This is a genomic window from Streptomyces sp. NPDC033270 (genome assembly GCF_055576575.1).
This window is the reverse complement of the sequence record NZ_JBVIRA010000053.1, coordinates 1-23,238: the sequence shown is the minus strand read 5'-3', so window position 1 is coordinate 23,238 and position 23,238 is coordinate 1. Positions and strand designations below refer to the sequence as shown.

Below are 23,238 nucleotides of genomic sequence, written 5' to 3'. Positions count from 1 at the left end.
GCCTTCACCAACCACGGCGAGAGCGACAAGCTCTCCTCCTGCAACCCCTACGCGAAGGCGTACGACGAGGTGTGGGTGGCGGGCCCGGCGGCCCGCGACCGCTACCAGCTCGCCGACATCGGCGTCGAGGACAAGGACGTCGTCGAGGTCGGCCGCCCGCAGCTGGCCCCGATCCGGCCCTACCAGGGCGCCCCGGCCGGCCGGCCGACCACCGTGCTGTACGCCCCGACCTGGGAGGGCTGGGACGGCAACCCGGGCAACACCTCGCGAGGCGGACGAGGTGCAGGCCCTGCTCGCCGCGGTCCGCAACCCGGAGCTGGACACCCTCGCCGCGGAGCGTGCCGAACTCAAGGAGCACCTGCTGGGCCCGTCGGACCCGCCGTCCTCGGTCCGCTTCAACCAGGCCGCGCAGGATCTGTGCGCGAAGGCCGACGAACGCCGCATCCGGATGGAGAGCCGGCTGTCCGGGATCCCCGGGCAACGCTCACAGGAGGACGTGGATACCTCCGGCATGGGCGCAGAGGCCGTAGGCGCGCACACGTGAGCCGCGTGCCCGCCGGAACCGGCCATGGCTCAAGGAGCGCTCGGGGGCTCCGGCTGTGTGATGCCGGTCAGAGATGCCAGCCCCATGCGGGTGAGCGTCTTGACGACCTGCTGGTTGGCGCCTCGTACGGTTAGGCGGCCACCGGTCTGGCACAGTGCGCCCAAGGCGGGGACGAAGGCGCCGGCTCCGGTCGTTGTGAGGATCGGCACCGCTTCCACGTCCAGAACCAGCTCACGAATGCCGTCCTGGACCCACTGCCACAGCCGCATGGACAGCGCGTCTACCTGCCGCCCATCGATCGGCCCATGCAGAGTTACCACTGCAACGCCGCGGGTGACGCGTACGTGCTTGACGCCCGCGCGGCGCAGTTGGCGCTTCATTCGGATACGGCGCATGCCGGCCCTGTAAAGGCCCCGGGCGGATCCGGTCACGGAACGGGACTCCTTCGACAGCACCCATGTCCTGATCGGGCGCAGTGACGAGGCGCGAGTCGAGGCGTGTGCCCATCAGGTTGGTGGCCCTACTGTCCATCGGCCCTTCGAAGAACATCACCATCATGGCCGTTCACGCCTGGTCGTTGCCTCAGGGTGCAGTTCGTGCCTGCGGAGGATTGCCGCGCACTACTGAACACCGAGCGCACCACTGACTGGGGGCCTGACTGGGCAGGTATCAGGACGGGCGTCGCTGGAGCGAGCGCGGCGATCGGCCGTTCGCCGCTGGTGCGGGCGAGGCGGAGGATGGCCGCCGACACCCGGGCGACGGCGTCCGGGACCTGGCGGAAGCTGGGGAAGTCGTTGATGTCGACAACCACGGGCCCGTCGGGGCCGAGCAGGACGTCGGCGCCGTACAGGTCGAGGCCGAAGATCGTGCCGATCTCGGTGACGATGCGGGCGACTTCGGAGGTGGGGGAGACCTGGCGTTCCTGCACGGCGCGCCCAGGGTGCAGTGGTGAGCATCGCTCGGTCGCGTACAGCTCGCCGTCGACGCAGTACACCTTGAGGTCCGTACCGGAGTTGGGAACGTACGGCTGGGCGATCAGCAGACCGCCGCCCGTCCGCTCCGTACCCGGATCTGCGAGCATGTCCGGGTTCGCGATCAGACGCACGTGTCGCCCGGAGCTGCCATTGGCGGGCTTCACCACCAGAGGAAATTCCGCCTCGGGCAGGGCCGTGAACTCCTCGGGCCGGGCTGCCGCATAGGTGACGGGGACAGGCAGCCCGTGGCTGCGGGCGATCACCGCCGCCAGTGCCTTGTCGCGTACGCCGCGGATGGCGCGTGCGTCGTTTACCGTGTTCAGGCCCACGGAGGCGGCGGCTTCCAGCAGCGTGAGGCCCGGACCACCGGAGACGGTCTTGAGGACCCAGGCGTCGTGGCTACCCGCCTGTATCGCCTCGGAGAGGCGGATCAGCGACCGGCCGGGGCGCAGTACGTCGACCTGGTGGCCCCAGTTGCGGAGTTGGCGAATGACGTCGAGCGGCATGCCGTCGTAACGGTATTGCTCCTCCACCAGGAAGCAGAGCCTCATCGGTGCATCCTCGAATCGCCGCACGTCCACCGTCCGTGCGGTGGATCCATGGCCATGACGGGGCAAGATCTTACGCGTTATTTCTACAGCGTTGTAGATTTCAGGGACTTGAGGAACTTCCGCGTCCGTCGCCGCTGCGCGGGTGGAGGGCAAACGGGATCCCGGCCGGCATCTGAGCCGTGCCCTGTTCTGCGCACGGTCGAGCGGCTTCACGGGCACGTCGGAGCCCCGGGCGACCGCGAGTGGGCAATGCGCGTGGCGCAGAAGAGCAGCCTGGGCGCGGTTCGCGCCGACCGCTGCCGGAGCGGGTTAGGCCGTTTCTGATGGCTCTTGCTGGGGTGGTGGATCAGTGCTGCGGCTGGGCAGGGGCGTCGTATGGTGCGGCGACATGAGCTCACGGACGCGCAGTGGCAGAAGATCGAGGCTTTACTGCCCGCCGATGGCAAGCCGGGCGGGCAGTGGGCCGATCACCGCAAAGTGATTAAGGGGGTGCTGTTCCGGGCCCGCCCGGGGTGCCCTGGCCGGACCTGCCCGAACGGTACGGACCTTGGCAGACCATCTACGAGCGGCACCGCCGCTGGTCAGCGGACGGAACCTGGCAGCAGATCCTGACCGAGTTACAGATCGAGGCCGACGCCACCGACCCCGACGGAGCGCTGGCCAAGAACGTGGAGACAGAAAGCGTGCAGCGTCGGCGGGAGTGGGCGGTGAACATCGACTCCACGTCCTGCCGGGCCCACCAGCACGCGGCCGGGGCCCGCCGCCGGCCGCCGCGGGACTTCCCGCAAAAGGGGGCGGTGCGCGTGTGGAAGCCGATGGCCGTGAGGCGCTGGGACGCTCACGAGGCGGACTGACCAGCAAGGTAATCTGCTGGCCGACGACCGGGCCCGCCCGCTGACCTGGCAGACCTCTCCGGGTCAGCGGGGCGACAGCCTCATGTTCATCCCCGTACTGGAGGGCCTGCGGATCCAGCGGCACGGACCTGGCCGGCCCCGCAGCCGCCCAGATCGTGTTCGCGGTGACAAGGCGTACTCCAGCTACGACAACCGGCTTACTTGCGACGGCGAGGGATCAAGGCGACCATCGCCCAGCCTGATGACCAGCGGGCCAAACGCCGGCGCAAGGGCCACGCCGGCGGACGTCCTCCGGCCTTCGACAAGGCCCAGTACCGCCACCGCAGTGCCGTCGAGCGATGTGTCAGCAAGTGGAAGCAGCACCGTGCAGTGGCCAGCAGGTACGACAAACGTGACTACATCTTCAACGGCACCCTGGCCGTTGCGGCGATCGTCATCTGGCTCCGCGACACCGTCCAAGAGCCATCAGAAACGGCCTAGGGCCGGGGCTTGGGGTGTCGCTGGGTGGTGGCGATTCCGCCGAGCTGGTGCTCCTGACTGTGGTGGATGCGGCGTGCGTGCAGATGGGATGAGGTGGGAGTGCCGCGTGAGTATGACAAGACCTGTGAGGCGGTCCGGCCCTCGGTCCGCGGTGGTCAGGGTTGCTCTGGCTCTGCCGGGGCTGCGCCGGATAGTGTGTAAAGAACGCGTCAAGAGATGCGGGGTGTGCCGGGAAGTCTGGTCGGTGTCGTAGGGGCCTGTGTGCCCATGTGCCGATGCCCCGGAGGTTCCGTATGCCTGGTGCCCCGCGTGAGCGTTCGGTCTTCCTTGGTCTCCTGCCCTGGCCGGAGCGCGTGCAGGTGGCCCGGGCCCTGCGTACGGAGACGGTCGGCGGGCTGGTGCTGCTGGTGGCGGCCGTGGTGGCGCTGGTGTGGGCGAACACCCCGTTCAGCGAAACGTACGAGCAGATACGCGACTTTCACTTCGGGATCCCCGCGCTCGGCTTGGACCTGTCGGCGGAGCACTGGACCGCGGACGGTCTGCTGGCCGTCTTCTTCCTGGTCGCCGGGATCGAGCTGAAACGTGAACTGGTCGTCGGCGAGCTGCGAACGCCGGCCACCGCGGTCCTGCCGGTGGTCGCCGCCGTGTGTGGCATGGCCGTGCCGGCCGCTCTCTATCTGGCTATGACCACGCTCGGGTCAGGCAGTGCGCAGGGCTGGGCGGTGCCGATGGCCACGGACATCGCCTTCGCGCTCGCCGTCCTCGCGGTGCTCTCCACCCACCTGCCCTCCGCGCTGCGGGCCTTCCTGCTGACCCTGGCCGTCGTCGACGACCTCGGCGCGATCCTGGTCATCGCCGTCTTCTTCACCGCCGACCTCAACCCGCTGGCGCTCGGCGGCGCGCCGGCCGGGCTGGTCGTCTTCTACCTGCTTCAGCGGCACCGGGTGCGCGGCTGGTGGTGGTACGTACCGCTCGGGCTGGCGATCTGGGCGCTCACCTACAACGGCGGGGTGCACGCCACGGTGGCCGGCGTGGCGATGGGGCTGATCCTGCGTACCACCCGCGACCCCGGCGAGCGGGTATCTCCCGGGGAACGGACCGAGCATCTTCTGCGGCCGGTCTCGGCCGGTGTGGCGGTGCCGCTGTTCGCCCTGTTCGCCGCCGGGGTCAGCGTCTCGGCCGCCTCGCTCGGCGAGGTGTTCAGCCGCCCGGAGCCGCTGGGCGTGGTCCTTGGCCTGGTCGTCGGCAAGACGGTGGGGATCTTCGTCGGCACGTATCTCGCGGCCCGGTTCACCCGGGCCCGCCTCAACCCGGACCTGGCTTGGGCGGACGTGTTCGCCTTGGCGGTGCTGGCCGGGATCGGCTTCACCGTGGCCCTGCTGATCGGCGAGCTCGCCTTTCCCGACCCGGGCGATGCCGAGCACATCAAGGCCGCAGTCCTGCTCGGCTCACTCATGGCCGCGGCCGTGGCCGCCCTACTGGTCAAGCGCCGCAACGGGATCTACCGCCGCCTGTGGGAGGCGGAGACGCGGGACGAGGACGCCGACGGCATCCCCGACATCTACCGGCACAGCAGCCCCAGGCACGACGGTGCCGGGGGCGGACACTGAAAGAGCTCCGGTCATGCACGCACGTGATCTCGCCGAGCCCTACCCCTTCGTGACCACGGACGACGACGCGGTCGATGCCGCTCGCATGCTGGCCGAGCAGTCACTGCCCGCCCTGCTGGTCCTCGACTCCGACGGACAGCCGCACGCCATCGTCCCCGGATCCCAGCTCATCCGGCAGCTCATCCCCGCCTACGTCGCCGAAGACCCCGCGCTCGCCGGTGTCGTCGGTGAACGGCATGACCGCGAGCTCACCGAACGCCTCGCCGGGCTCACCGCGGCCGAACGGGCGCCGCGCCGTCTGCATCCGCCGCCGGTCGTCGAGCCCGACGCACGCCCGATGGAGGTCGCGGCCCTGATGGCTTGCACCCACAGCCCGATGGTCGCTGTCATCGAACGCGACGGCGACGCCGTGACGCTGCTCGGCACGGTCACCGCAGCCCGTCTCATGCAGCATTTCATCGCGGCGGCAGCATGCACGACACCGCTGCAGTGCTGCCGGTCTTCATTGCGATCGCCACAGTGGTGCTCCAGACCGTGATCATCTGGATCCGCCGACCGGGCAAGGCCCGGTCGGCGTGGGTGTTCGTTGACGAAGCGGCGGGCCTGAGCCGCCGGAGCCGTTGCGGCCGCTGTCCTGCTTGGCTGGCACCAGGCGAGCCCCGCTGACCACGACCACCCCCACCCGGACCCATGACAAGCAGCATGTCCGAACGATGCCTCGGGGCCGTACTGGCGACCGCAGGGGCGCCACTGGCTCTGGCCGGGGCAGCCATGTACGTTCTGCCCGGACCCAGCTTCCCCATCCTGGTCATCGGCCTCGCCGCCCTCGCCACAGGGCTCGTCGTGATCGTCGCAACCCGCCGCAGCTGACTGTCCCCGCCCCGGACCCACAGGAGCACTCGCACCCATGACCTGGCAGTGGATCGGCCTCGTCCTCTTCTCCCTCACTCTCATGCCGACAGGACTGGCCATGGTCACCGGCCGCATCCCAGGGCGCCTGCGTCCCCGGCTCGCCCCGGTGCGGCCGTGCGGCTGGGCCGTCCTGGCCCTTTACGCCGCCGTGCCCCTCAACGCGATCCCGCGGCTGGCTGGTGCCTCACGAGCAGTCACCGTGGCCGCCATCGCCACCGCAGGCGTCGTGGCCGCGACCGGATGTGTGGTTGTGGCTATCGCGGCCCACCGGACTGCGGCGGCGGCCTCATGACGCCCGCACCTCGCTGGGGGCGCGAGATCGCGTCGGTCAGCCTCTGGTGGGCCGCGCTCACGATTACGCTCTGGCTGCTGAGCAGCGCCGTGGACGAGCCCGCGGGACTCATTCCCTGTGCCGCCTCCGCCGCGCTGCTTGTCACCGTGGGGGAAATCGGAGACTGGCTACGCCGACACTGGCGCAAGCCCCCAGGTCCCCGTACCTGACCTGCCTCCTGCGTGATCGCTCTGTCGTCCGTGTCGGCGGCGGTCGGACCGTGAGCAGGAGGGGAGGGACTTATTGGGGGCGTGGCCGTGGCCCCCGACTTGGCTCCTTGCCCGTGTTGCCTGGATCGGTTCCTCCGGCCTCAGTCCTGCCGCACCCGGGCCGCGCCCGAGATCACCTGTTCGGTCCAATGAGGCGCCCGTCAGGGGAAACGAGGAGCAGGGTGATTACACAGGGATGTATGTCCGTTCGCCGTAGCTATACGTTCTTGGCCCCGGTCGGACGTGGAATTCGCCGCGGGAGGACGGCGCCCGCGATGCGGGTGAGGAGGGGGCCTGCGATGGCGAGGATGAAGACGTAGGCGGTGACCAGCGGGCCGAGTGTGTCGTGCGTGGTGCCGACGAGTCCGACGATGACGAGGGAGAACTCGCCTCGCGCGATGAGCGCTGTTCCGGCGCGCAGTCGGCCTCTTCGCCCCACTTTGTCGCGTGCTGCCGCGTATCGGCCGGTGAGTACTTTCGTGGCGATGGTGACCGTGGCCAGGGCGAATGCCGCAGGAAGTGCGGGCGTCAGTTCCTCGGGGGTGATGGACAGTCCGATGGCGAGGAAGAAGACGGCGGCGAACAGGTCGCGCAGGGGGCTGAGCACGGCTCGGCTGCGGGTCGCGGTTTCGCCGGTGAGGGTGAGTCCGACGAGGAAGGCACCGACCGCGGCGGAGGCGTGGACGAGTTCGGCCAGGGCGGCCACGATGAGGGTCAGGCCGAGTACCCGCAGCAGAAGCTGTTCCGCATCAGGGTGCGAGAGCAGCCGGCCGAGGTGGTGGCCCCATCGGTACGAGGCGGCGAAGGCGGCGAGCACGGCGCCGACCGCGGCGAGAACGCCGAGAGTGGCTTGCCACCACTGGCCGCCGGCGGCGAGTACCGCGAGCACGGGCAGGTAGGCGGCCATGGCGAAGTCCTCCATGACCAGCACGGCCAGGACGGCCGGTGTCTCCCGGTTGCCCAGTCGGTGCAGGTCGGCCAGGAGGCGGGCGATGATGCCCGAGGAGGAGATGTAGGTGGCGCCGGCCAGGGCGAGGATGTCGACCCCGTCGAAACCGAGGAGCCACCCCGCCAGCGCGCCCGGAGCGGCGTTGAGAATCAGGTCGGTGACGGCGGACGGCACGTGTTGCCGCATGCTGGCCGTGAACTCCGTTAGGGAGAACTCCAGCCCGAGTGTCAGCAGCAGGACGACCCCGATCGATGCGCCGGTCTCGACGAATGCACCGGCGGCGGGGACGGGGGCGATGCCTCCTTCGCCGAGGGCCAGACCGGTGAGCAGGTAGAGCGGAACGGGCGAGAGGGTGAAGCGCCGTGCCAGCGTCCCGAGCGCGCTGAGGGCGGCGAGGATGATGCCCAGCTCCAGCAGCAGTGCGACCGGGGTGTGCACGCTCAGCCCTGGATGTTCTGTTCCACGCCGGCGATGCCTTCGCGGGTTCCGATCACCACCAGGATGTCCCCTCTCCGAAGGGTCTCCTGGGGTGTGGGTGACGCGATCACGTTGTTGCCGCGGACGATGGCGACGATCGACGCTCCGGTGCGGGTCCGCGCCCGGGTGCTGCCCAGTGTTTGACCGTCATACGGGCTGTCGGCTCGTACCTCGACCTGCCCGGACAGCAGTCCCGGCACCTCCTTGGTGAGGTCCGCGAACCGCTCGGCGATGCGCGGCGCTCCCAGGATCTCGGCAACCGTGTCCGCCTCCTCGGTGTTGAGCTGGAGCACTGTCCGGGCCGCGTCGGGATCCTCGGCCTTGTAAACGACCAGTTCGAAGTCCCCTGTCCGCTGTGCCACGACGCCGATCCGGTCGCGTACAGCGCCGCTTCGAGATTCGTGGTGTCGGAACTGGTCAGGGCCAGCAGCGCGTGTGCCCGATGGATCTTGGCAGCATCCAGGATGCCCTCCTGCGTGACGTCCCCCAGCACGACCGGCACACGCAGACGGCGGGCTAACGGGACGCCGCGCGCCTCCGGGTCCTCTTCCACACACACCACGGGGATGTTGAGCTCACGCAGCCGGGCCAGGACGCGGGTGCCGATCTTTCCGAGGCCGAGCAGCACGACATGCCCGGACAGTCCGCGTGGCGGCCTGAGCAGCGCGTGAGCTCCGCGGAACGCACCGAGAGCCTCCAGTGATGCGGCCACCAGGACCGGCAGGAGGGCCAGGCCGACGAGCCCGGTCAGGAGCTGCAGGACCTGGCGGGCCACAGGCTCGCCGACGGCAGGGTCACCGATGGCGAACAGGTCGAGAAGCGTGACGTAGGCGGAGTGCAGGGCATTGCCGCCGGCCGTGAGCCAGGAGGCGACGGCCAGGGCGACGACGGCCACGGCGACTCCGGCAAGCGCCCAGCGCAGCCGCTGAGAGAAGATCTCCCCGAGCAGGGCTCCGCGACCGGCAAGGAGGCGGGGCGGCACCGGTGGTCCAGCGTACGAGACGGTCTCCAGCACCACCGTCCCCCGTCCGGTAGCAGTTGCGACCGTGGCGTCGTCGGGCAACAGCAGAGGTCCCTGGATTCCGCTGCGCTCCGATCCCTCCGTGCCCGCGGGGTCGTTGGTGGTCGACGACAGCAGGGCGAGGGTGGCCAGGCCCGGGTCGGGGACCTCGCCGCGGCCGGGCGGGGAGTGCTCCACGGCACGCAGCAGCAGTCCGTCGGCCTGGACGACCTTGCGCGTACCGGCCACGGCGGTCGCCGCGAGCGCCGGAGCGGCGGTGTCCGCATCGGACAGCACCGTGGTGGAGGCGTCCAGCGCGGCAGGGTCCAGGCCGGGCGTCGTGACCATCGCGGCCTGGTCGAGGAGCTCCTCCAGATGCTGGCCCAGCTTGCGGTTGTAGAGCCGGATCACCAGACGCAGCCGCGGGTTGAGCCGACGGGCGATCAGTGCGGCACGGATATTGGTCTCGTCGTCATACACGAGAGCCAGCGCGGCGGCCCGCTGCGCACCGGCCTCGCGCAGGGCCTCCTCCGACGGCTCTGGAGGCTCCACCTTCCTTACAGGGAGCAGGAATTCACCACTGGGGCCGATCTCGTCGCCGCCTTCCGTGCGGGTGACGGCGGCTGACACGCGCCCGAACAGCGCCGAGGCCCGGGCGCGGTTGGGTGCCACAGCGGGCTGCCCAGTCCCGGTGGAGAGGGAGGGCGGCACGAGGAGCGTGACCAGCTTCCCGTAGACATCGTGCAGTTCTGCGGCGAGACGCGTGGCCAGCGCGTCGTCGCCGCATACGATCATCTGTCCTGTGGGCGTGGTGGTTTGAGCTTGTTGCGGAAGAAGGGAAGTCGCGTCCCCAAGACCCCCTTGGGGAAGGCCGGTTGTATTGCGGAGCGGAAGCCCGTCCGGCACCACAAGGCAAGGCTCGGACAAGGGTGGTGCAGCCTCAGCCGCCAGATGCTTCGAGGAGCTCGTGCAGAAGACGGGACGCGGTGATCACACCGAGCAGGTGTGTGCCGTCCTTGGCTTTCTCGGCCACGGCGACGAGCGGGCTGCGTACGCGGGCCATGAGCGCCGCCACTTCCAGCGCGGTGTCATCGGGGTCTGCGATGGGGGGAGGGGGTGCGTTGGTGGGCAGGCAGTCTCCTACGCTGCGCCCGGTCAGAGCCCGGCAGAGCCGGTCGGCGTGCCTTTCGTCGACGACCGCGGCGAGGGTCGGGTCCTCGATCACGTACTCCGGCACCAGGACCTTGACCATCTGGGAGGCCGGGAGGATCGCCCTGGGCTCGCCGCGCTCGTCGAGCACCAGAAGCCCGGGAAGCCTGTGCTCGGCCATCAGCCGTGCCGCTGCCAGGGCACCGCTGTCGACGCTCACCGATTCATACTCAACTGCCAGATCTCGTGCGCGCACGTCGGCTCCTCGTCTGCTCGGAAAGTCCCTGGTCCCAGCGTCACCCATCGTCGGGCGACCGGCGACGACGTTGACGCGACGCATACGCCGCATGCGTGGCCCGGTGTGCCTGCTCTGGTCCCCGTTCTGCCGGGCGAGCTGTTGGCGGCTGGCCTGGCCTGCGGCCTCGCGAGCGCGGGCACACCCACTCCCCCCCGTGGTCCTCAACTTCATTGCCTTCCATTCCCGTCCTGGTCCAAGAGCCGGTCGACGATGAACGCGGTCAGTGCCCCGCCGAGGAGAGCCCATACGGCATGGCCCGGGCCGCTTCCGCCGCATGCGAGCGCGCCTCCAAGAGCGGCCGTAGTGACCGCACCTGCCGTCGCCGCTCTTCTGTTCGTCAGGAACCGCCATTGCCGTCGGGCCGTGCCCGGTCGGCGCATCTCCCTGAATGCGGTGCGGACGACGAGTGCCGCCACGACGACGCTGCATCCGAGTGCGGCCTGGGCCCATGTGGTCATCGGTCAGGCCAGGGCGAAGTAGCGCAGCCAAACGTATCCCGCCGAGATCAGCACGGTGACGGCGGTGACGACCAGTCCGTACTTGGTGAACTGCCAGAAGGAGATGGGAGTGCGGTTGCGTTCGGCGATGCCGAGGACGACGACGTTGGCGCTGGCTCCGATGGCGGTGGCGTTGCCGCCGAGGTCCGCGCCGAGGGCCAGGGCCCACCACATGACGTGGTCGCCGGAGCCGCCCATCGCCGTGACGAGATCGCCGGTGATGGGCGCCATGGTGGCGACGTAGGGGATGTTGTCGACGATGCCGGACAGCACGGCTGAGCCGCCGAGCAGGACCATGGACCCGCCCAGTTCGTCGTCGCCGATCGCCTGCGCGAGCGCCTTGGACACTTCGCCGATCACTCCGGTCTCGATGAGTCCGCCGATCATGATGAACAGTCCGGCGAAGAAGGCGAGGGTGGGCCACTCGACCTCGCCCAGCACATCGCCGGTCTCCGCGGCGGAGACCGCGACCAGCAGGCCGGCGCCGAGGAGGGCGACGATGCTGGGCTCGTAGTGCAGCACCGGATGCAGGACGAAGCCGGCGACGACCAGGGCGAGGACGATCAGGCCCTGGAGGAGGAGGCGGGGGTCGCGGATCGCCTCGCGTTCCTCCAGCTCCGTGACCTCGGCGGCCCGTGCCTCGTCGTACTGGAAGGACTTGCGGAACAGGATGCGGCACAGCGCGATGAGGGCCAGTATCAGCAGGGCGGACAGGGGCGCGAGGTGGACGAGGAAGTCGTTGAAGGTCAGTCCGGCCCGGCTGGCGATGATGATGTTCGGCGGGTCGCCGACGAGGGTGGCGGTGCCGCCGATGTTGGAGGCGAGGACCTCTGCGATCAGGAACGGCGCGACGGGGAGCGCCAGGCGCTCGCATACCAGCAGGGTGACGGGGGCGATGAGCAGCACGGTGGTGACGTTGTCGAGCAGCGCCGAGGCCACGGCTGTGATCACTATCAGCATGACCATCACGCGAAAGGGCCTGGCTCTCGCTCTCTTCACGGACCAGATGGCCAGGTACTCGAACAGGCCGGTCTTCTTCAGCACGCCGACGATCATCATCATGCCCATCAGCAGGAAGATGACGTTCCAGTCGATGCCGCTGTGCTCGGAGTGGAAGGCCGACTTGTCGTCGGTCGCCCCGATGGCCAGCATCAGGCCAGCGCCGCCGAGGGCTGCCGCTACTCGGTGGATCTTCTCGGTGATGATCAGGGCGTATGCGCCGACGAAGACGACGATCGCGGCCCAGCTCTGCCAGTCGTTCATTGTTCTCCGGTGAATCGTTCCTGCGAGCGGGTGGCTGTGATCGCGCCCATCATCCGGGCCTGGTGCGCGTCGCGTTCGATGACGGGGCCCGGCCACGGTTTCTGGGTGTAGACCTCTGCGAGGTCGCAGAGGTCACGCGCGCGCACGGCCTGTCTCCTTGCTGTGGGGCAGGGTTACTGCGTCCCGCTCGTGGTCGGCGGGGATGCCGGTCAGGTCCTCGACGTGGAAGAGGCGGGCGATCGGCACGTCCGTGCTGCTGTGGGCGATGATCGAGGCCGCGATGCAGACCGAGATGAGGGTGTACGCCTCCTGTCCCTGCGGGATGCCGGACTGCAGCACCAGCAGGCCGTAGACCACGGACGCGAAGCCCTTCGGCCCGAACCAGGCGGCGACCAGCTTCTCCCGGCGATTGAATCGCGTCCCGATGAGCGACAGCAGTAGCGATGCCGGCCGGATGAGGACGATCGCCAGGATGACGGCGGCGTATCCGCCGAGGGACAGTTCGCCGAAGAGCTGTGGGGTGAGGAGGGCGCCGAACACCAGCAGAGCAGCGAACTTGGCCAGTTCGGCCAGCGCCTCACCGAGCGGCTCGAATGCCGACTTCGCCTCAGGAGACACCGCGGTGAGAACGGCACCGGCGGAGAAGGCGGCGAGGTAGGGGTTGGCGTGGGTGAGATGGCACAGCCCGTACAGGAGGGTCCCGATGGCCAGCGGCAGCAGCGGCTGCAGCTTCGGCTCGGAGCCGAGCAGCCGGAAGCGCACCAGGCCGGTGACGAATACAGGCAGCAGGATGCCGAGGGCCAGCCCGAGGCCCAGCTCCAGCCCGATCTTCGCGAGCGATGCGTCCGCGTGGCCGGCGGTGGGCCCGGCCGCGGCGATCAGGATGAGGACGAGGGGCAGTGCGAGGCCGTCGTTGATGCCGCTCTCCACGTTGAGCAACTGCCGCAGCTTGGCGGGGACTTCCTTGCGTCCGACGATCGCCGAGGCGAACACCGGGTCGGTGGGCGCCAGCACCGCTCCGACCAGGAACGACGTTGTCCAGTCCAGGCCCACCAAGTAGTGCGTGACCAGGGCCATGCCGACGAAGGCGAGCGGCATGCCCAGTCCTAGCGCTCGGGCCGGGTTCTTCCAGTTCTCGCGCAGTTTCGGGAAGGAGACGTGCATCCCGTCGGTGAACAGCACGGTGAACAGGGCGAGGTCCGCCGTGACCGAGACGATCTCGCTGCCCGGTGTGATGTGGATCAGGCCGAGGAAGCCGTCGCTGACCAATGCCCCGCTGACGAGGAAGAGCAGCGAGGTGGACAGGACCGTACGGGCGGCGAGCCCAGAGAGCAGCACCGCGATGAGCAGCGCGAATCCAAAGACGGCAACGAGCACCATGGGTGTCCCCGATCGGTAAAGAGAGCTCTCTCCAACTTGCCGACCAGGCTTCCCGGCACACCGCGGGGAACCATACCTGCTCTTTACGCGATTTTGACAGGTCTCTAGCGCGCATCCGTGGCGCGCTGGTTGTTGCCGGAGGCCGGCAACGAAATCGCAGGGGCTTTCGCTCTTCGGAGTCTCCAGCCTGGAATTCGTAAAGGTCGTGCTAAAACTGCGCAACCCCGCAAGCGGCTCCACCCCTCGCCGCAGTGCGGAGTGCCGGCACGCACCGGCTGCACGACCAGGGTGATCACGGTCCGAGTCCGCGGACCGTCGCACTCCGGGTCGCCGATCGGACAACGGCGTTCGCTCAAAGCCCGCACATCACCCGGAGCAACCCTCCCGTGCTCCGGTCCCTGCGCCACGAGGTAGCCACGTGTCACTCGACTCCATGACCAAGTCCATCGACGCTGCCGTCAGCGGATTCTTCGAGCCCATAGCCAAATGGCTCGGAGAAGTCGTCTTCTACTCCGTTCCCGTTGGCGGAACGGACCTTCCCCTCATCGTTGCCTGGCTCGTGGTCGCCGGTCTGGTCTTCACCGGCTGGTTCGGGTTCGTGCAGACCCGAAAGTTCCGCCTCGCCGTAGACGTCGTGTGAGGCAAGTACGACGAGAAGGGGTCGGCCGGAGAGGTCAACCACTTCCAGGCGCTTACCGCCGCTGTCTCCGGCACCGTCGGCCTCGGCAACATCGCCGGTGTCGCCGTCTCCATCGGCGGCGTCGGAGCGACCTTCTGGATGATTCTCTGCGGCCTGCTTGGCATGGCCACCAAATTCGTGGAAGTCACCCTCGGCGTGAAGTACCGCGAGGTGCACGCCGACGGCAGCGTCTCCGGCGGCCCCATGCACTATCTGCCCAAGGGACTCGTCGACCGCTTCGGCAGCCGCGGCAAGACCCTGGGCAAGGTCCTCGCCACCCTGGCCTCCGCCATGGTCCTGTTCTTCGGCCTCTTCGGCGGCAACCTCTTCCAGATCAACCAGAGCTACGCCCAGCTCGTCTCCGTCACCGGCGGCGAGAGCGGCGTCCTGGGCTCGTCCGCCGGCGCACTGTTCTTCGGCATCCTGATCGCCGCGCTCGTCAGCATCGTGCTGCTCGGCGGAATCCGCTCCATCGCCAACGTCACCAGCAAGCTCGTCCCCGCCATGGCCGACATCTACATCCTGGCCTGCCTGACCGTGATTCTTGTGAACGTCACGGCCCTGCCCTCCGCGGTCGGCACCATCATCGAAGGAGCCTTCAACCCCGAGGGTGTGGCCGGTGGTGTGCTCGGTGCCCTGATCATCGGATTCAAGCGGGCCGCGTTCTCCAACGAGGCCGGTCTGGGCTCCGCCCCGATCGCGCACTCCGCCGTCAAGACCAAGCACCCCGCCAGCGAGGGCCTGGTCGCCCTGCTGGAGCCGTTCATCGACACGGTCGTCATCTGCACCATGACCGCGCTGACCATCGTCATCGCGAGCCCCGACAGCTGGAAGGTAGGCAACGGCGACGCCCAGGGCGTCACCATCACCTCCGACGCCTTCGCGACCGTCATGCCCTGGTTCCCGTACATCCTGACCGTCGCGGTGCTGCTCTTCGCCATCTCCACCGTGCTGACCTGGGGCTACTACGGCCTCAAGGCATGGTCGTACCTCTTCGGACGCAGCAAGGCCAGCGAGCTCACCTACAAGGTCGTCTACACCCTGTTCGCTGTGGCAGGCTCCCTGCTGACCCTGCAGACGCTCGTCAACATGGCCGACGCCGTGCTCTTCATGCTGGCCGTCATCAACATCATCGGCCTCTACCTCCTCGCACCGGTCGTCAAGCGCGGACGAACTCCTTCCTGGAGTTCGTCCGCGCCCGCAAGGCCGGTGAGATGGAGGAGGCCGACGAAGACCAGGAGCCGGTGAAGACCACCGTCTGACCGCCCCGCTCGACGAGTGGGCCTACATCCAGCCCTACACCAGCAACACCGAACGAACCGCAGCCCTGGCAGACTTCCTCCACACCTACAACCACCACCGCTGCCACACCGCACTGGCAGGCAAGCCACCCATCAGCCGCGTTAACAACCCTGCGGGTCAATACACCTTAGGAGGGCGAGCTCCTTTACCATGATCGCGAAGACTGGAGAATCATCGAAGGGTTTCTGCTCGCCGACCTTCTCGTATCCCCAACTCTCATAGAGTGACTGCACCTTGGCGTGTGTCGTGTCGACGAGGAGCGTGGCCACGTGATCGCTGCGGCTGTCCACCAGGGCTCTATGGAGCTTCGCGGATACGCCGGTCTTCCGCCACTGCTCCATCACCATGAGTTCAGACAGGGCGAACGCCGTTGCCTCGCGCGGGACAGAAGCGGGACGTTCGGAGCCCTTCCACCACCCTCCGGGCTCGAAGGCCGCTCCGTATGCCAAGCCTGTAGGAGCCCCCTTGTCGAAGCCGACGACGCAGGACCAGCTTTCCTTGCTGCTCCAGTGATCGACGAACCATGCGAAGCGCTCCCTCTCGTGGAAGCGGTCCTCTCCTCCGTCATAGACCGCATCGTGCATGTCAAGGAGCATCTCTCGGATGTCGGCCGCGTCCTTGTGCGTATAGGTCTTCAGATCCATGCCTGTGCCCTCTCCGCCCAGTCCAGAACACTGGGCTCCCTTGACCCCGACGACACCACGAGCTTGCGAACGTCCGCCAGGGTGTCAGTCGTGCGCTTCGATCCGCGAACCTTGGCCAGGAGCTCGGCTGCCGTTTCGCCTGTACTGCAAGCCAGCTCCAGGTCTCCCTGCTTGGCCTGCGCCAGAGACAGGTGGGCGGTGTAGTAGGTGCGGTTGCGGATGAGGTGGGGGCGGATGGCGCCAAGTGCGCGATGCAGGTGATATTCGGCACGGTCGGGCGCCCCGAGGCGGAGCCACACTATCGAGGTCAGCCCATCGAATTCGGCTTCGTCGTAGAACGTGATCCAAGGCGGCCGCTCTATGGCCATGTGTCGGCCAAAGGACCGTTCGGCGGCACCGAGGGCCCCGAGAGCAGCGTTGCGGTCACGGCTGCCTGCGTGGGCATGAGCGCTGCGCATGTGTGCCAGCGACGCGTACAGCGGGTCCTTCTTCGCGATGGCCAAGCTCTTGGCGGCATCGGCCGCCGCCGAGACCTCGGCGAAGTCGTTGCGCTGACCGGCGACCATCGCAATGTGGTTCCAGACGTGGTACTGGGTCTCGCTGCCGCCGGACAGCCCGGCGAACGTGACAGCGGAGTCCAGGTGGTTGCGGGCACGGCTCCGGGCTTGGGCATCAATGGCGGCAAAGGCAGCCGAGCACGTCACGTCCGAGGCAAGGCAGTAGAGCTTGGTTCGCACCCAGGTGGAGGCCCCGCCCCCGGCGAGCGACGACTTGATTCGCATGGCCAGTTCCACGGCGTCGTTCTCGACATTCGTGGCCCCGCCGAGCTTCTGATCCTGGGCGATGATCTTCTCGTACTCGACGTGGAAACGGTTCACGTCGCTCTGGCCGAGGCGGGCGCGCGAGGCGCCGGCCGTGGCGGCGACGGCGGTTCCGGTCGCGGCGGCAATGAAGGCACGACGGTGCACAGGGTCCTCCAGAGGTGCTTGTGCTGCGTTCTTGGACCGGGGGACGAAACCTAACTCGATTGCCGAACGGCCAAGGACCTTCTCCATACTCAGGCGCTGCTTGGCCTGCGGCCACTGGGTCTCGCCGCTCAGCCACCTACGGACGTCGCGGTCGGTGACGTGGCCTTCCCTGCCCGTCAGAGACTCAATCTCTGCGTTGACGCATCGGGCTAACTCCGCTTGGCCCATGTGGCATTCGGCCATTGCCGCAGCGAGTTTGCGGTTTTCTCCCACAACCGCACGGTAGCGGTGCTGCCTTCTGCGGCGACAGCCCGAAGGTAAAAATCACCGGGGTCACGCACACGTCGTGTGACGGAATCACCTGTTGCCATGGATAGCCCAGGGGTGGACTTGTCTTGTCGCAACCACCGTTGCAGTGAAGAGGCGCCACCCCCGGCGCCTGGCTGCATGGAGGAGAGGACCCGGCCTTCCCCACCCGTCATGGCCGGGCAGCTCCACCACGCCGGAGGGATGTCCCCGTGATCATGACAGCCGCCAGCCCCACCGGGACAGGTGCGCCCGGCTACAGCGAGACCTTGCCGTGCGAACCAGGGGCGGCACACCGGGCCCGCCTGCTCGTCTCTGCTGCCCTGAACACGTGGGGCATAGACGAGTTGGCTGACATCGGACAGCTGGTCGTCTCGGAGCTCGTCAACAACTCAGTCAACCACGCCAAGTGCCGCGCGATCCGCGTACTCATCTCGCGACAGCGCCGCGGCGTGGTGCGCATCGGTGTTGCCGACAAGAGCCGGGAAGTTCCCGTGATGTCCCACCCCGACGACGACGCCGAGGACGGTCGCGGCCTACTCCTGATCGACAGCATGAGTCGTAACTGGGGGTACGACAGGAAGCACTGGGGCAAAATCGTCTGGGCCGAGCTGGCGGTGCCGACCGAATGCTGACCGCTCGCCTCTCCTTACGCCTCATGGGGGCCGAGGAACTCGCCGACGACCCGCGCCCGGATGCGTGCGTGGAACTCACCTTCGTCCCCCCATCCTCGTCCGGCCGGGGTGGGGCCGCCACCATGCCGGAACCCGTCCGGATGACCCCCGCGGAACTCCTGCGCCTGCACATCGAGTCGGCAGTGAGGCTCGGCGAGATCCGCGTAGAGGCCATGCGGGCCGAGGCTGCGTGGAGGCAGCACCTCGACGACTGGCACGAGGAAGGCCGGGCAGCCGTGCAGTCCAGAGACGCGGATGTGGCGCTACTCGTCCGCGTGCTTGAGGGCCTGCGCGGCCTCGGAAGACTTCACGCAACGCCATGACTACCCGAGAGCAACAACCCACCCGAAGGAAGACCGCTGACCATGTCCGCGTTCTGGAACTTGCGCCGTATCCGCACGCCACGACGAGCTTGATGCAGTCGCCGAACTCTGCGGAGCCGCTAACTGCTCCACGGAACGGACCGTTCTGCGAGTAACCCTGTTCGGGTTCCGCGCGGAGGCCGGCGGAAAAACCGGTTTCGCCGCCCTGAAGATCCTTCGCAGGGAGCACCCCGCCGTGGTCCACGTGCTTTCCACGTACTTCGCGGTGCTGGCAATCCTGGTCGCTCTGTTTCTCGCCTCCGTCGGTCCGCAGTGAGCGGCCGGCTCACCGCCCGCGCTCTCCGCCGCAGACGCAGCCGGCCGGAGCTCTCCACCCGCGAGCGCAACATTCAACGACTGCTCAATCCACCCAGTCCGACCTTGTTTGAGTGCGGATGCAGCGTTGTGTGGGCGGCTGAGGAGTGGTGGTGTCGGCACGTCACACAGCGCGAGCTCTACCGCCAACTCGACGCGATGGGCCGTGCCTTCAAGGCCAGCCTTCCCGAAGAGTGGGCCACGCCCGAGCATGCGGAGCGCAGCCTCAGACGCATCGCGGACGCCGTGCCCGCTCGGCAGCCGGACAGCTGAGTACAGGCTTCCGCCCTCGGCGGGGACCACCCAGGGCGCCGGTATTCCATCACGGCCGATAGCCCAACCGATGGCGGAGCCCGATCCGTGGCGACGGACGGGCACCTCCCGCGCCCAGCCGGGACGGGACCGACGAGAGAAGGGGGGCGCGGCATGGCCGCGACCGCTGAGATCGAGAGCACAACGTCCTCTACAGCCCTCACTACCGCCCGCCCCTGGGGGGCCGGCCGACTCGCGCCGTACCCGACCACGGTGCGCCGCCCGCACGCCTCGGTCACCATCGACCCCGGCACGCAGCTCGGCGTGTTCCGCGACCAGGCCGGCCAAGTGGTCGAGATGGGCAAGCACGGCACCAGCTCCGGTACCGAGACCTCCACGACCACGAATTCGGACTCGCAGAACGACCAGGGTCACGACCAGGACAGTCAGCAGGACTGATGTCGAGGACCGAGGAGAGGCCGGTACTGGTGGCCACCGAGGCGGATGATGTCACCGCCGACATGGTGATCACCGAACTCAACCGGCGGAGTGTGCCGGTGGTCAGGTTCAACCCCGCCGACATCGGCGCGGGCCTGACGGTCTCGGCTCGGTTCGGCACCTGGCCGGCCCCGGTGGGCGGGGAGGGGGGCACCCCGTCGAGAAAAACCGAAATGGAGGAAGTGTAAGCGGGGTCCTGGTGCCTCCCCCCCCTCTCCCCCCCCCCTCACTTATGCGACGACGATGCCCGGTTCGTTGCTGCGCAGGTCCGCTATGGACTCGGGGGCACCCTTTACGCCCTCGACGGCCCGCTGTGGGTCAACCACCCACTTCGCAACGCAGCCGCCGACTACAAGCCTGCTCAACTCGCCGTCGCCCAAAGGCTTGGACTTACCGTGCCGCCGACGCTCGTGACCAATGATCCAGATGAAGCTCGGGAGTTCATCGCCGCCCACGGTCAGGTGGTCTACAAGACGCTGCGATGGACTTCGTACGAGCGAGACGGAGTTCCAGTTACGGGATGGGCGGACCCGGTCACCGCCGCCGAGATCGATGACAGCGTGCGCGTGACACCGCACCTGTTCCAGGCCCGCGTGGACAAGGTCGCCGACGTACGAGTGCTGGTGGTCGGGCGGCGAACGTTCCCCGTACGGATCGACTCCGACCTCCTGGACTGGCGCAAGGACTACTCCGCGCTTTCCTACAGCGTGGTAGACCTGCCAGACCACGTGGACAAGGCACTCCTCGCTTACTTGGACCACTTCGGGCTGGTGTCCGGGAGCTTTGACCTCGCCATGGACCAGGCCGGTGACTACTGGTGGTTGGAGCTGAATCCGAACGGCCAATGGGGGTGGTTGCAAGAGAAGACCGGCCTGGAAATGTCCGCCGCATTCGCCGACCTGCTAACCCGAGGAGAACCATGACAGAAACCGCGCCCGAACGGCGTGCCCTCGCTGACCGGCTGGAGAAGGCCGGTGTCCTCACAACTCCCCAATGGCGAGCCGCGGTCGAGGCCGTTCCGCGTGAGCTGTTCCTGAACCCTGGGGTCTTCCTACCAACGGACGGTGGCCGCTGGCGGCCGGTCACAGCAGTTGGAGCCGACCCGGCGGAGTGGGCAGAAATCGCCTACAGCGACCACTCCCTGACCACTCAACTCGACGGACACCTCACCGCCGACCAGGCCGCTGACCTCGTAACGGGCGTACCCACCTCATCGTCCACCACCCCCGTCACCGTCGTAGGCATGATCGAAAGCCTTGATGCGGAAGACAGCCACCAGGTGCTGGAGATCGGCACTGGCACCGGGTACTCCTCGGCCCTGATGTGCCACCGCCTCGGCGAAGACAACGTGACAACGGTCGAGGTAGACCCCGAGGTGGCTGCGCGTGCAGACGCCGCACTGGAAACGGCCGGCTTCTCGACATGGACCGTCACCGGGGACGGGCTCCTGGGGCATCCCCGCCGCGCCCCGTATGACCGGGTGATTGCCACATGCGCCGTCCGCCGCATCCCCCACACCTGGTTTCGGCAGACCAAACCAGGCGGCATCATCCTCACGACCGTGGGCTCCTGGCCCTACGGCACAGGTCTGGCAAAGGTCACCGTGCGCGAGGACGGGACCGCCGAAGGCCGGATCATCGGCCGCTCCTCGTTCATGCAGGCCAGGGCGCAAGCCCTGCCCCCACTGGCCGGCGACCTGTCCGCACGCACGGCCTACGCCGACAGCGAGCGAGCGGCGAAGGTACCGCCCGTCATGCTGGAGGAGTGGATGCCCGCCTTCCTCGCCCAGCTCGCCGCGCCCGGTGCACAACTCGTCCGCGCCGCGACGAGCGAGGGACTGGCGCTCCTGTACATCTTCGACCCGGATCGCGAGTCCTTCACCGAATTCACCAGTGACGGCGATGCCTGGACTGTCCGCCAGGGCGGCCCGGTGTCCCTGTGGGACGACATCGAGCTGGCCCTCACCGCATGGCAGGACGCGGGCAGCCCCGACATCACCGCCGTTCAGCTCCAGATCAACAACAAGTCCCACACATATTGGATCGAGGACAGCCCGGCGCTGCGCTGGCACCATCACCTCGCCTGAACGAGCGCGAAGCGATCACGCCTGGGAGCCCACTACCCTCCTGGGGAGCAGCCGCCGAACCGTAGGGACGCGAGATGGACGACGAACCGTTGTCGGAATGGGCGGAGCGCCGTGACGCGAAGGTCGGGCGGCTCCGCGCGATTCCCCTCGTCTCCGGCGACGGACCCAAAGGATCGCATCTGAATCCAGACGCGCCTCACGCCATCCAGCGATGGAACGGATACTCCTGGGAGCCGCACGGGTTCGCGTCCAACCTTGCCGAGGCGAAACGCATCCTGTACCCCGAGGCCGCTGAACCCCCGTCGGCCTCGGGGCCGGCGCCCAAGCTCGGCGCAGGTATTGGCAAGCACCGGAAGCCCCAGGCCCCGAGGTCGGACCAACGCTGACCGGTCAGGAGGGCACTGGCTCACCAGTCGCCTCAACGAGGGCTGCTCGGGCTCCTTGCCCGTCGACTGCAAGATGCCCACTTCCCTGCTCGACACGGTGCTCGACACCGCGATTTCCAACAGTCCCGCGCCATCCTGGGACTTGCGACTGTCCGGCACGTCGCCAGGCAGGTCCGTTGCTGGCGGACGACGTTCGTGTGGGACAGCAGCCACGGCGGGATGTCGGCGACGAGGGTGTTGATCTGTACGGAGCCCTGAGCGCCACCAGTGACGTAGACGGTGGATAGGGCCCGGTCGAAGCCGTGCAGGCCCTAAATCGATCCCGGAGCTGGACGGGACCGACCCGGCTCGGGACGATGTCTACTACGCCGGACAGCTCCTCGGCGATATCCGGCCGGCGGGCGCCGCGCGGTCCTTCGTCGCCGAGCCGGACCGGCGCTATGTGTGGGCATATCTGGGCAGCGGCGCGGTTCCCTTCGACCGAGTGCGCCGGGTCCTGGCCGAGCTGTGCGAGGCCCAGCCCGATCTGTCCTGCGTCGTGAGCTCTCAGGGCATCGGACGTCCGGAACAGATAGGGCACGTGCATCTGCTGCCCTACGTCGATGTGCCGTCCCTGCTCCCGCACGCCGAGTGGACGATCTGCCACGGCGGGCAGAACACCATCATCGCGTCCCTCCTCCACGGTGTGCCAATGTTGGTGTTCCCGGGGCCGATCTTCGAGCGACGCTTCAACGCCCGCAGGGTGCCGCAGTGCAGCGCGGGTCTCATGGGGGAGCGGGAGGACTTCACGGTGGAGTGGCTGACTACCTCCATGGCGGCACAGCGGCAGGCCCGGGTCAAGGTACGGCCGGAGTTCGTCAAGGCGATGGACTTCGCCCGCACCATCAAGAAGGCCGTCCCGCACCAGCGGGTGATCTTCACCGTGCACGAGATGAAGCGCCTGGGCCGCGGCGCCGCCGAGTTGCTGACCATCGCCGAGGATCTGCGCCGTCATGACATCCAGCTCGAATTCCTCACCGGCCCCCTCCAGGGGGTGTACGACCCGTCCGGGCACGGCGCCGCCCACTTCGCGTTCTTCGCCGGTATGGCGGAGTCCGAGCGCGAGTACATCCAGGAAGAGTCCCTCGAAGGCCAGGCGTCAGCCCGAGAGCGGGGCTGGCACGGCGGACGCCCGAAGGTAGTCGACGACGACATGGCCGCCTACGCCCGCAGCCTGCGGGCCAACGGCGTCCATGTCACCGAGATCGCCCGCAAGCTGGTGATCGCCTCGGGCAAGAATCAGAGCAAG

Annotated in this window: 24 protein-coding genes and 6 pseudogenes; 18 read left to right on the top strand and 12 right to left on the bottom strand. The window is 68.2% G+C overall.

Translation table 11 applies throughout. The annotated features are described in order from the left end of the window. Together ACZ5XZ_RS38520 and ACZ5XZ_RS38515 are read left to right on the top strand one after the other, a co-directional pair. Window positions 1-267, top strand: a pseudogene (locus tag ACZ5XZ_RS38520) (hypothetical protein); the annotation flags it as partial. A gap of 13 nt (window positions 268-280) precedes the next feature. Further along, on the top strand, window positions 281-544 hold the full coding sequence (locus tag ACZ5XZ_RS38515; RefSeq protein WP_468987059.1) for a hypothetical protein: 264 nt from the start codon (window positions 281-283) through the stop codon (window positions 542-544). A gap of 29 nt (window positions 545-573) precedes the next feature. On the opposite strand, the gene ACZ5XZ_RS38510 is transcribed toward ACZ5XZ_RS38515, so the two are convergent. Together ACZ5XZ_RS38510 and ACZ5XZ_RS38505 are read right to left on the bottom strand one after the other, a co-directional pair. Then, window positions 574-975, bottom strand: coding sequence for an STAS domain-containing protein (locus tag ACZ5XZ_RS38510; protein ID WP_468987054.1), 402 nt, complete (start codon window positions 973-975; stop codon window positions 574-576). Between the two features lie 89 nt (window positions 976-1,064). Further along, the gene (locus ACZ5XZ_RS38505) at window positions 1,065-2,069 is read right to left on the bottom strand and encodes an ATP-grasp domain-containing protein (protein WP_430980221.1); all 1,005 of its coding nucleotides are present in this window, start codon (window positions 2,067-2,069) and stop codon (window positions 1,065-1,067) included. A 375-nt stretch (window positions 2,070-2,444) separates the two neighbouring features. Between ACZ5XZ_RS38505 and ACZ5XZ_RS38500 the strand changes: the two genes are divergently transcribed. From ACZ5XZ_RS38500 to ACZ5XZ_RS38470, 7 genes are all read left to right on the top strand, one after another. Further along, window positions 2,445-2,681 carry a transposase gene (locus tag ACZ5XZ_RS38500; protein WP_468987052.1) on the top strand — a complete coding sequence of 79 codons (237 nt, stop codon included), beginning with the start codon at window positions 2,445-2,447 and terminating at the stop codon, window positions 2,679-2,681. Then, a complete protein-coding gene (locus ACZ5XZ_RS38495; RefSeq protein WP_468987057.1) occupies window positions 2,582-2,923 on the top strand; it encodes a transposase in 342 nt (113 codons plus the stop codon). Before ACZ5XZ_RS38500 ends, ACZ5XZ_RS38495 begins: the two co-directional genes overlap by 100 nt. Before the next feature lie 201 nt (window positions 2,924-3,124). After that, entirely contained in the window at window positions 3,125-3,403 is a 279-nt protein-coding gene (locus ACZ5XZ_RS38490) for a hypothetical protein (protein WP_468987049.1), read from the top strand. Window positions 3,404-3,696: 293 nt separating this feature from the next. Beyond that, entirely contained in the window at window positions 3,697-5,013 is a 1,317-nt protein-coding gene (nhaA, locus tag ACZ5XZ_RS38485) for a Na+/H+ antiporter NhaA (protein ID WP_468987046.1), read from the top strand. 13 nt (window positions 5,014-5,026) lie between these two features. Beyond that, window positions 5,027-5,551, top strand: a complete 525-nt coding sequence (locus ACZ5XZ_RS38480) for a CBS domain-containing protein (RefSeq protein WP_468987044.1) — start codon at window positions 5,027-5,029, stop codon at window positions 5,549-5,551. A gap of 164 nt (window positions 5,552-5,715) precedes the next feature. Further along, window positions 5,716-5,883, top strand: coding sequence for a hypothetical protein (locus ACZ5XZ_RS38475; RefSeq protein WP_468987042.1), 168 nt, complete (start codon window positions 5,716-5,718; stop codon window positions 5,881-5,883). Window positions 5,884-5,920: 37 nt separating this feature from the next. Then, window positions 5,921-6,217 carry a hypothetical protein gene (locus ACZ5XZ_RS38470; protein ID WP_430975278.1) on the top strand — a complete coding sequence of 99 codons (297 nt, stop codon included), beginning with the start codon at window positions 5,921-5,923 and terminating at the stop codon, window positions 6,215-6,217. Window positions 6,218-6,682: 465 nt separating this feature from the next. Here ACZ5XZ_RS38470 and ACZ5XZ_RS38465 read toward each other — a convergent pair whose 3' ends face one another. From ACZ5XZ_RS38465 to ACZ5XZ_RS38435, 7 genes and pseudogenes are all read right to left on the bottom strand, one after another. Continuing rightward, window positions 6,683-7,852, bottom strand: a complete 1,170-nt coding sequence (locus tag ACZ5XZ_RS38465) for a cation:proton antiporter (protein WP_468987040.1) — start codon at window positions 7,850-7,852, stop codon at window positions 6,683-6,685. A gap of 2 nt (window positions 7,853-7,854) precedes the next feature. Further along, window positions 7,855-8,253 carry a cation:proton antiporter regulatory subunit gene (locus ACZ5XZ_RS38460; RefSeq protein ID WP_468987038.1) on the bottom strand — a complete coding sequence of 133 codons (399 nt, stop codon included), beginning with the start codon at window positions 8,251-8,253 and terminating at the stop codon, window positions 7,855-7,857. A 14-nt stretch (window positions 8,254-8,267) separates the two neighbouring features. Further along, a pseudogene (locus ACZ5XZ_RS38455) lies at window positions 8,268-9,686 on the bottom strand (potassium channel family protein); the annotation flags it as partial. Window positions 9,687-9,831: 145 nt separating this feature from the next. Next, entirely contained in the window at window positions 9,832-10,296 is a 465-nt protein-coding gene (locus ACZ5XZ_RS38450; RefSeq protein WP_468987035.1) for a CBS domain-containing protein, read from the bottom strand. Between the two features lie 503 nt (window positions 10,297-10,799). Beyond that, a complete protein-coding gene (locus ACZ5XZ_RS38445; protein ID WP_468987033.1) occupies window positions 10,800-12,098 on the bottom strand; it encodes an ArsB/NhaD family transporter in 1,299 nt (432 codons plus the stop codon). Continuing rightward, a complete protein-coding gene (locus ACZ5XZ_RS38440; protein WP_430975274.1) occupies window positions 12,095-12,244 on the bottom strand; it encodes a hypothetical protein in 150 nt (49 codons plus the stop codon). The genes ACZ5XZ_RS38445 and ACZ5XZ_RS38440 overlap by 4 nt, the downstream gene beginning before the upstream one ends. Beyond that, window positions 12,231-13,478: a cation:proton antiporter gene (locus ACZ5XZ_RS38435; protein WP_430975273.1), complete on the bottom strand. Its 1,248-nt coding sequence runs from the start codon at window positions 13,476-13,478 to the stop codon at window positions 12,231-12,233. The genes ACZ5XZ_RS38440 and ACZ5XZ_RS38435 overlap by 14 nt, the downstream gene beginning before the upstream one ends. Before the next feature lie 418 nt (window positions 13,479-13,896). Between ACZ5XZ_RS38435 and ACZ5XZ_RS38430 the strand changes: the two are divergent. Continuing rightward, a pseudogene (locus tag ACZ5XZ_RS38430) lies at window positions 13,897-15,419 on the top strand (alanine/glycine:cation symporter family protein). An 8-nt stretch (window positions 15,420-15,427) separates the two neighbouring features. Continuing rightward, window positions 15,428-15,613 (top strand): annotated as a pseudogene (locus ACZ5XZ_RS38425) (integrase core domain-containing protein); the annotation flags it as partial. Here ACZ5XZ_RS38425 and ACZ5XZ_RS38420 read toward each other — a convergent pair. Together ACZ5XZ_RS38420 and ACZ5XZ_RS38415 are read right to left on the bottom strand one after the other, a co-directional pair. After that, window positions 15,561-16,103, bottom strand: a complete 543-nt coding sequence (locus ACZ5XZ_RS38420) for a GNAT family N-acetyltransferase (RefSeq protein ID WP_468987030.1) — start codon at window positions 16,101-16,103, stop codon at window positions 15,561-15,563. The pseudogene ACZ5XZ_RS38425 and the gene ACZ5XZ_RS38420 sit on opposite strands and share 53 nt — an antisense overlap. After that, window positions 16,094-17,344, bottom strand: coding sequence for an XRE family transcriptional regulator (locus ACZ5XZ_RS38415; RefSeq protein ID WP_468987028.1), 1,251 nt, complete (start codon window positions 17,342-17,344; stop codon window positions 16,094-16,096). Before ACZ5XZ_RS38415 ends, ACZ5XZ_RS38420 begins: the two co-directional genes overlap by 10 nt. A 251-nt stretch (window positions 17,345-17,595) precedes the next feature. On the opposite strand from ACZ5XZ_RS38415, the gene ACZ5XZ_RS38410 reads away from it, so the two are divergent. The 6 genes and pseudogenes from ACZ5XZ_RS38410 to ACZ5XZ_RS38385 all read left to right on the top strand — a co-directional run bounded on the left by ACZ5XZ_RS38410 (window position 17,596) and on the right by ACZ5XZ_RS38385 (window position 21,950). Then, on the top strand, window positions 17,596-18,012 hold the full coding sequence (locus tag ACZ5XZ_RS38410) for an ATP-binding protein (protein WP_430980220.1): 417 nt from the start codon (window positions 17,596-17,598) through the stop codon (window positions 18,010-18,012). Beyond that, window positions 18,006-18,374 carry a hypothetical protein gene (locus ACZ5XZ_RS38405; protein ID WP_468987025.1) on the top strand — a complete coding sequence of 123 codons (369 nt, stop codon included), beginning with the start codon at window positions 18,006-18,008 and terminating at the stop codon, window positions 18,372-18,374. Before ACZ5XZ_RS38410 ends, ACZ5XZ_RS38405 begins: the two co-directional genes overlap by 7 nt. A gap of 780 nt (window positions 18,375-19,154) precedes the next feature. After that, window positions 19,155-19,439 carry a putative ATP-grasp-modified RiPP gene (gene tgmA / locus ACZ5XZ_RS38400; protein ID WP_430975266.1) on the top strand — a complete coding sequence of 95 codons (285 nt, stop codon included), beginning with the start codon at window positions 19,155-19,157 and terminating at the stop codon, window positions 19,437-19,439. Next, window positions 19,439-20,401, top strand: a pseudogene (tgmB, locus tag ACZ5XZ_RS38395) (ATP-grasp ribosomal peptide maturase). The gene tgmA and the pseudogene tgmB overlap by 1 nt, the downstream one beginning before the upstream one ends. Next, entirely contained in the window at window positions 20,398-21,564 is a 1,167-nt protein-coding gene (gene tgmC, locus ACZ5XZ_RS38390; protein WP_468987023.1) for an ATP-grasp peptide maturase system methyltransferase, read from the top strand. Before tgmB ends, tgmC begins: the two are co-directional and overlap by 4 nt. Before the next feature lie 74 nt (window positions 21,565-21,638). Beyond that, a complete protein-coding gene (locus ACZ5XZ_RS38385; protein ID WP_468987021.1) occupies window positions 21,639-21,950 on the top strand; it encodes a DUF6087 family protein in 312 nt (103 codons plus the stop codon). A 179-nt stretch (window positions 21,951-22,129) separates the two neighbouring features. On the opposite strand, the pseudogene ACZ5XZ_RS38380 reads toward ACZ5XZ_RS38385, so the two are convergent. Beyond that, window positions 22,130-22,261 (bottom strand): annotated as a pseudogene (locus ACZ5XZ_RS38380) (UDP-N-acetylglucosamine--N-acetylmuramyl-(pentapeptide) pyrophosphoryl-undecaprenol N-acetylglucosamine transferase); the annotation flags it as partial. A gap of 131 nt (window positions 22,262-22,392) precedes the next feature. Between ACZ5XZ_RS38380 and ACZ5XZ_RS38375 the strand changes: the two are divergent. After that, window positions 22,393-23,238 (top strand): glycosyltransferase (locus ACZ5XZ_RS38375; RefSeq protein ID WP_468987019.1); only part of this gene is annotated, 846 nt, incomplete at its 3' end.

Excerpts from the sequence above, each read along its gene's own strand:
- ACZ5XZ_RS38505 (WP_430980221.1), bottom strand. The coding sequence starts at position 2,069 with ATGAGGCTCTGCTTCCTGGTGGAGGAGCAATACCGTTACGACGGCATG.
- ACZ5XZ_RS38500 (WP_468987052.1), top strand. The coding sequence starts at position 2,445 with ATGGTGCGGCGACATGAGCTCACGGACGCGCAGTGGCAGAAGATCGAG.
- nhaA (WP_468987046.1), top strand. The coding sequence starts at position 3,697 with ATGCCTGGTGCCCCGCGTGAGCGTTCGGTCTTCCTTGGTCTCCTGCCC.
- ACZ5XZ_RS38480 (WP_468987044.1), top strand. The coding sequence starts at position 5,027 with ATGCACGCACGTGATCTCGCCGAGCCCTACCCCTTCGTGACCACGGAC.
- ACZ5XZ_RS38475 (WP_468987042.1), top strand. The coding sequence starts at position 5,716 with ATGTCCGAACGATGCCTCGGGGCCGTACTGGCGACCGCAGGGGCGCCA.
- ACZ5XZ_RS38470 (WP_430975278.1), top strand. The coding sequence starts at position 5,921 with ATGACCTGGCAGTGGATCGGCCTCGTCCTCTTCTCCCTCACTCTCATG.
- ACZ5XZ_RS38445 (WP_468987033.1), bottom strand. The coding sequence starts at position 12,098 with ATGAACGACTGGCAGAGCTGGGCCGCGATCGTCGTCTTCGTCGGCGCA.
- ACZ5XZ_RS38435 (WP_430975273.1), bottom strand. The coding sequence starts at position 13,478 with ATGGTGCTCGTTGCCGTCTTTGGATTCGCGCTGCTCATCGCGGTGCTG.
- ACZ5XZ_RS38420 (WP_468987030.1), bottom strand. The coding sequence starts at position 16,103 with ATGGATCTGAAGACCTATACGCACAAGGACGCGGCCGACATCCGAGAG.
- ACZ5XZ_RS38410 (WP_430980220.1), top strand. The coding sequence starts at position 17,596 with ATGACAGCCGCCAGCCCCACCGGGACAGGTGCGCCCGGCTACAGCGAG.
- ACZ5XZ_RS38405 (WP_468987025.1), top strand. The coding sequence starts at position 18,006 with ATGCTGACCGCTCGCCTCTCCTTACGCCTCATGGGGGCCGAGGAACTC.
- tgmA (WP_430975266.1), top strand. The coding sequence starts at position 19,155 with ATGGCCGCGACCGCTGAGATCGAGAGCACAACGTCCTCTACAGCCCTC.
- tgmC (WP_468987023.1), top strand. The coding sequence starts at position 20,398 with ATGACAGAAACCGCGCCCGAACGGCGTGCCCTCGCTGACCGGCTGGAG.
- ACZ5XZ_RS38385 (WP_468987021.1), top strand. The coding sequence starts at position 21,639 with ATGGACGACGAACCGTTGTCGGAATGGGCGGAGCGCCGTGACGCGAAG.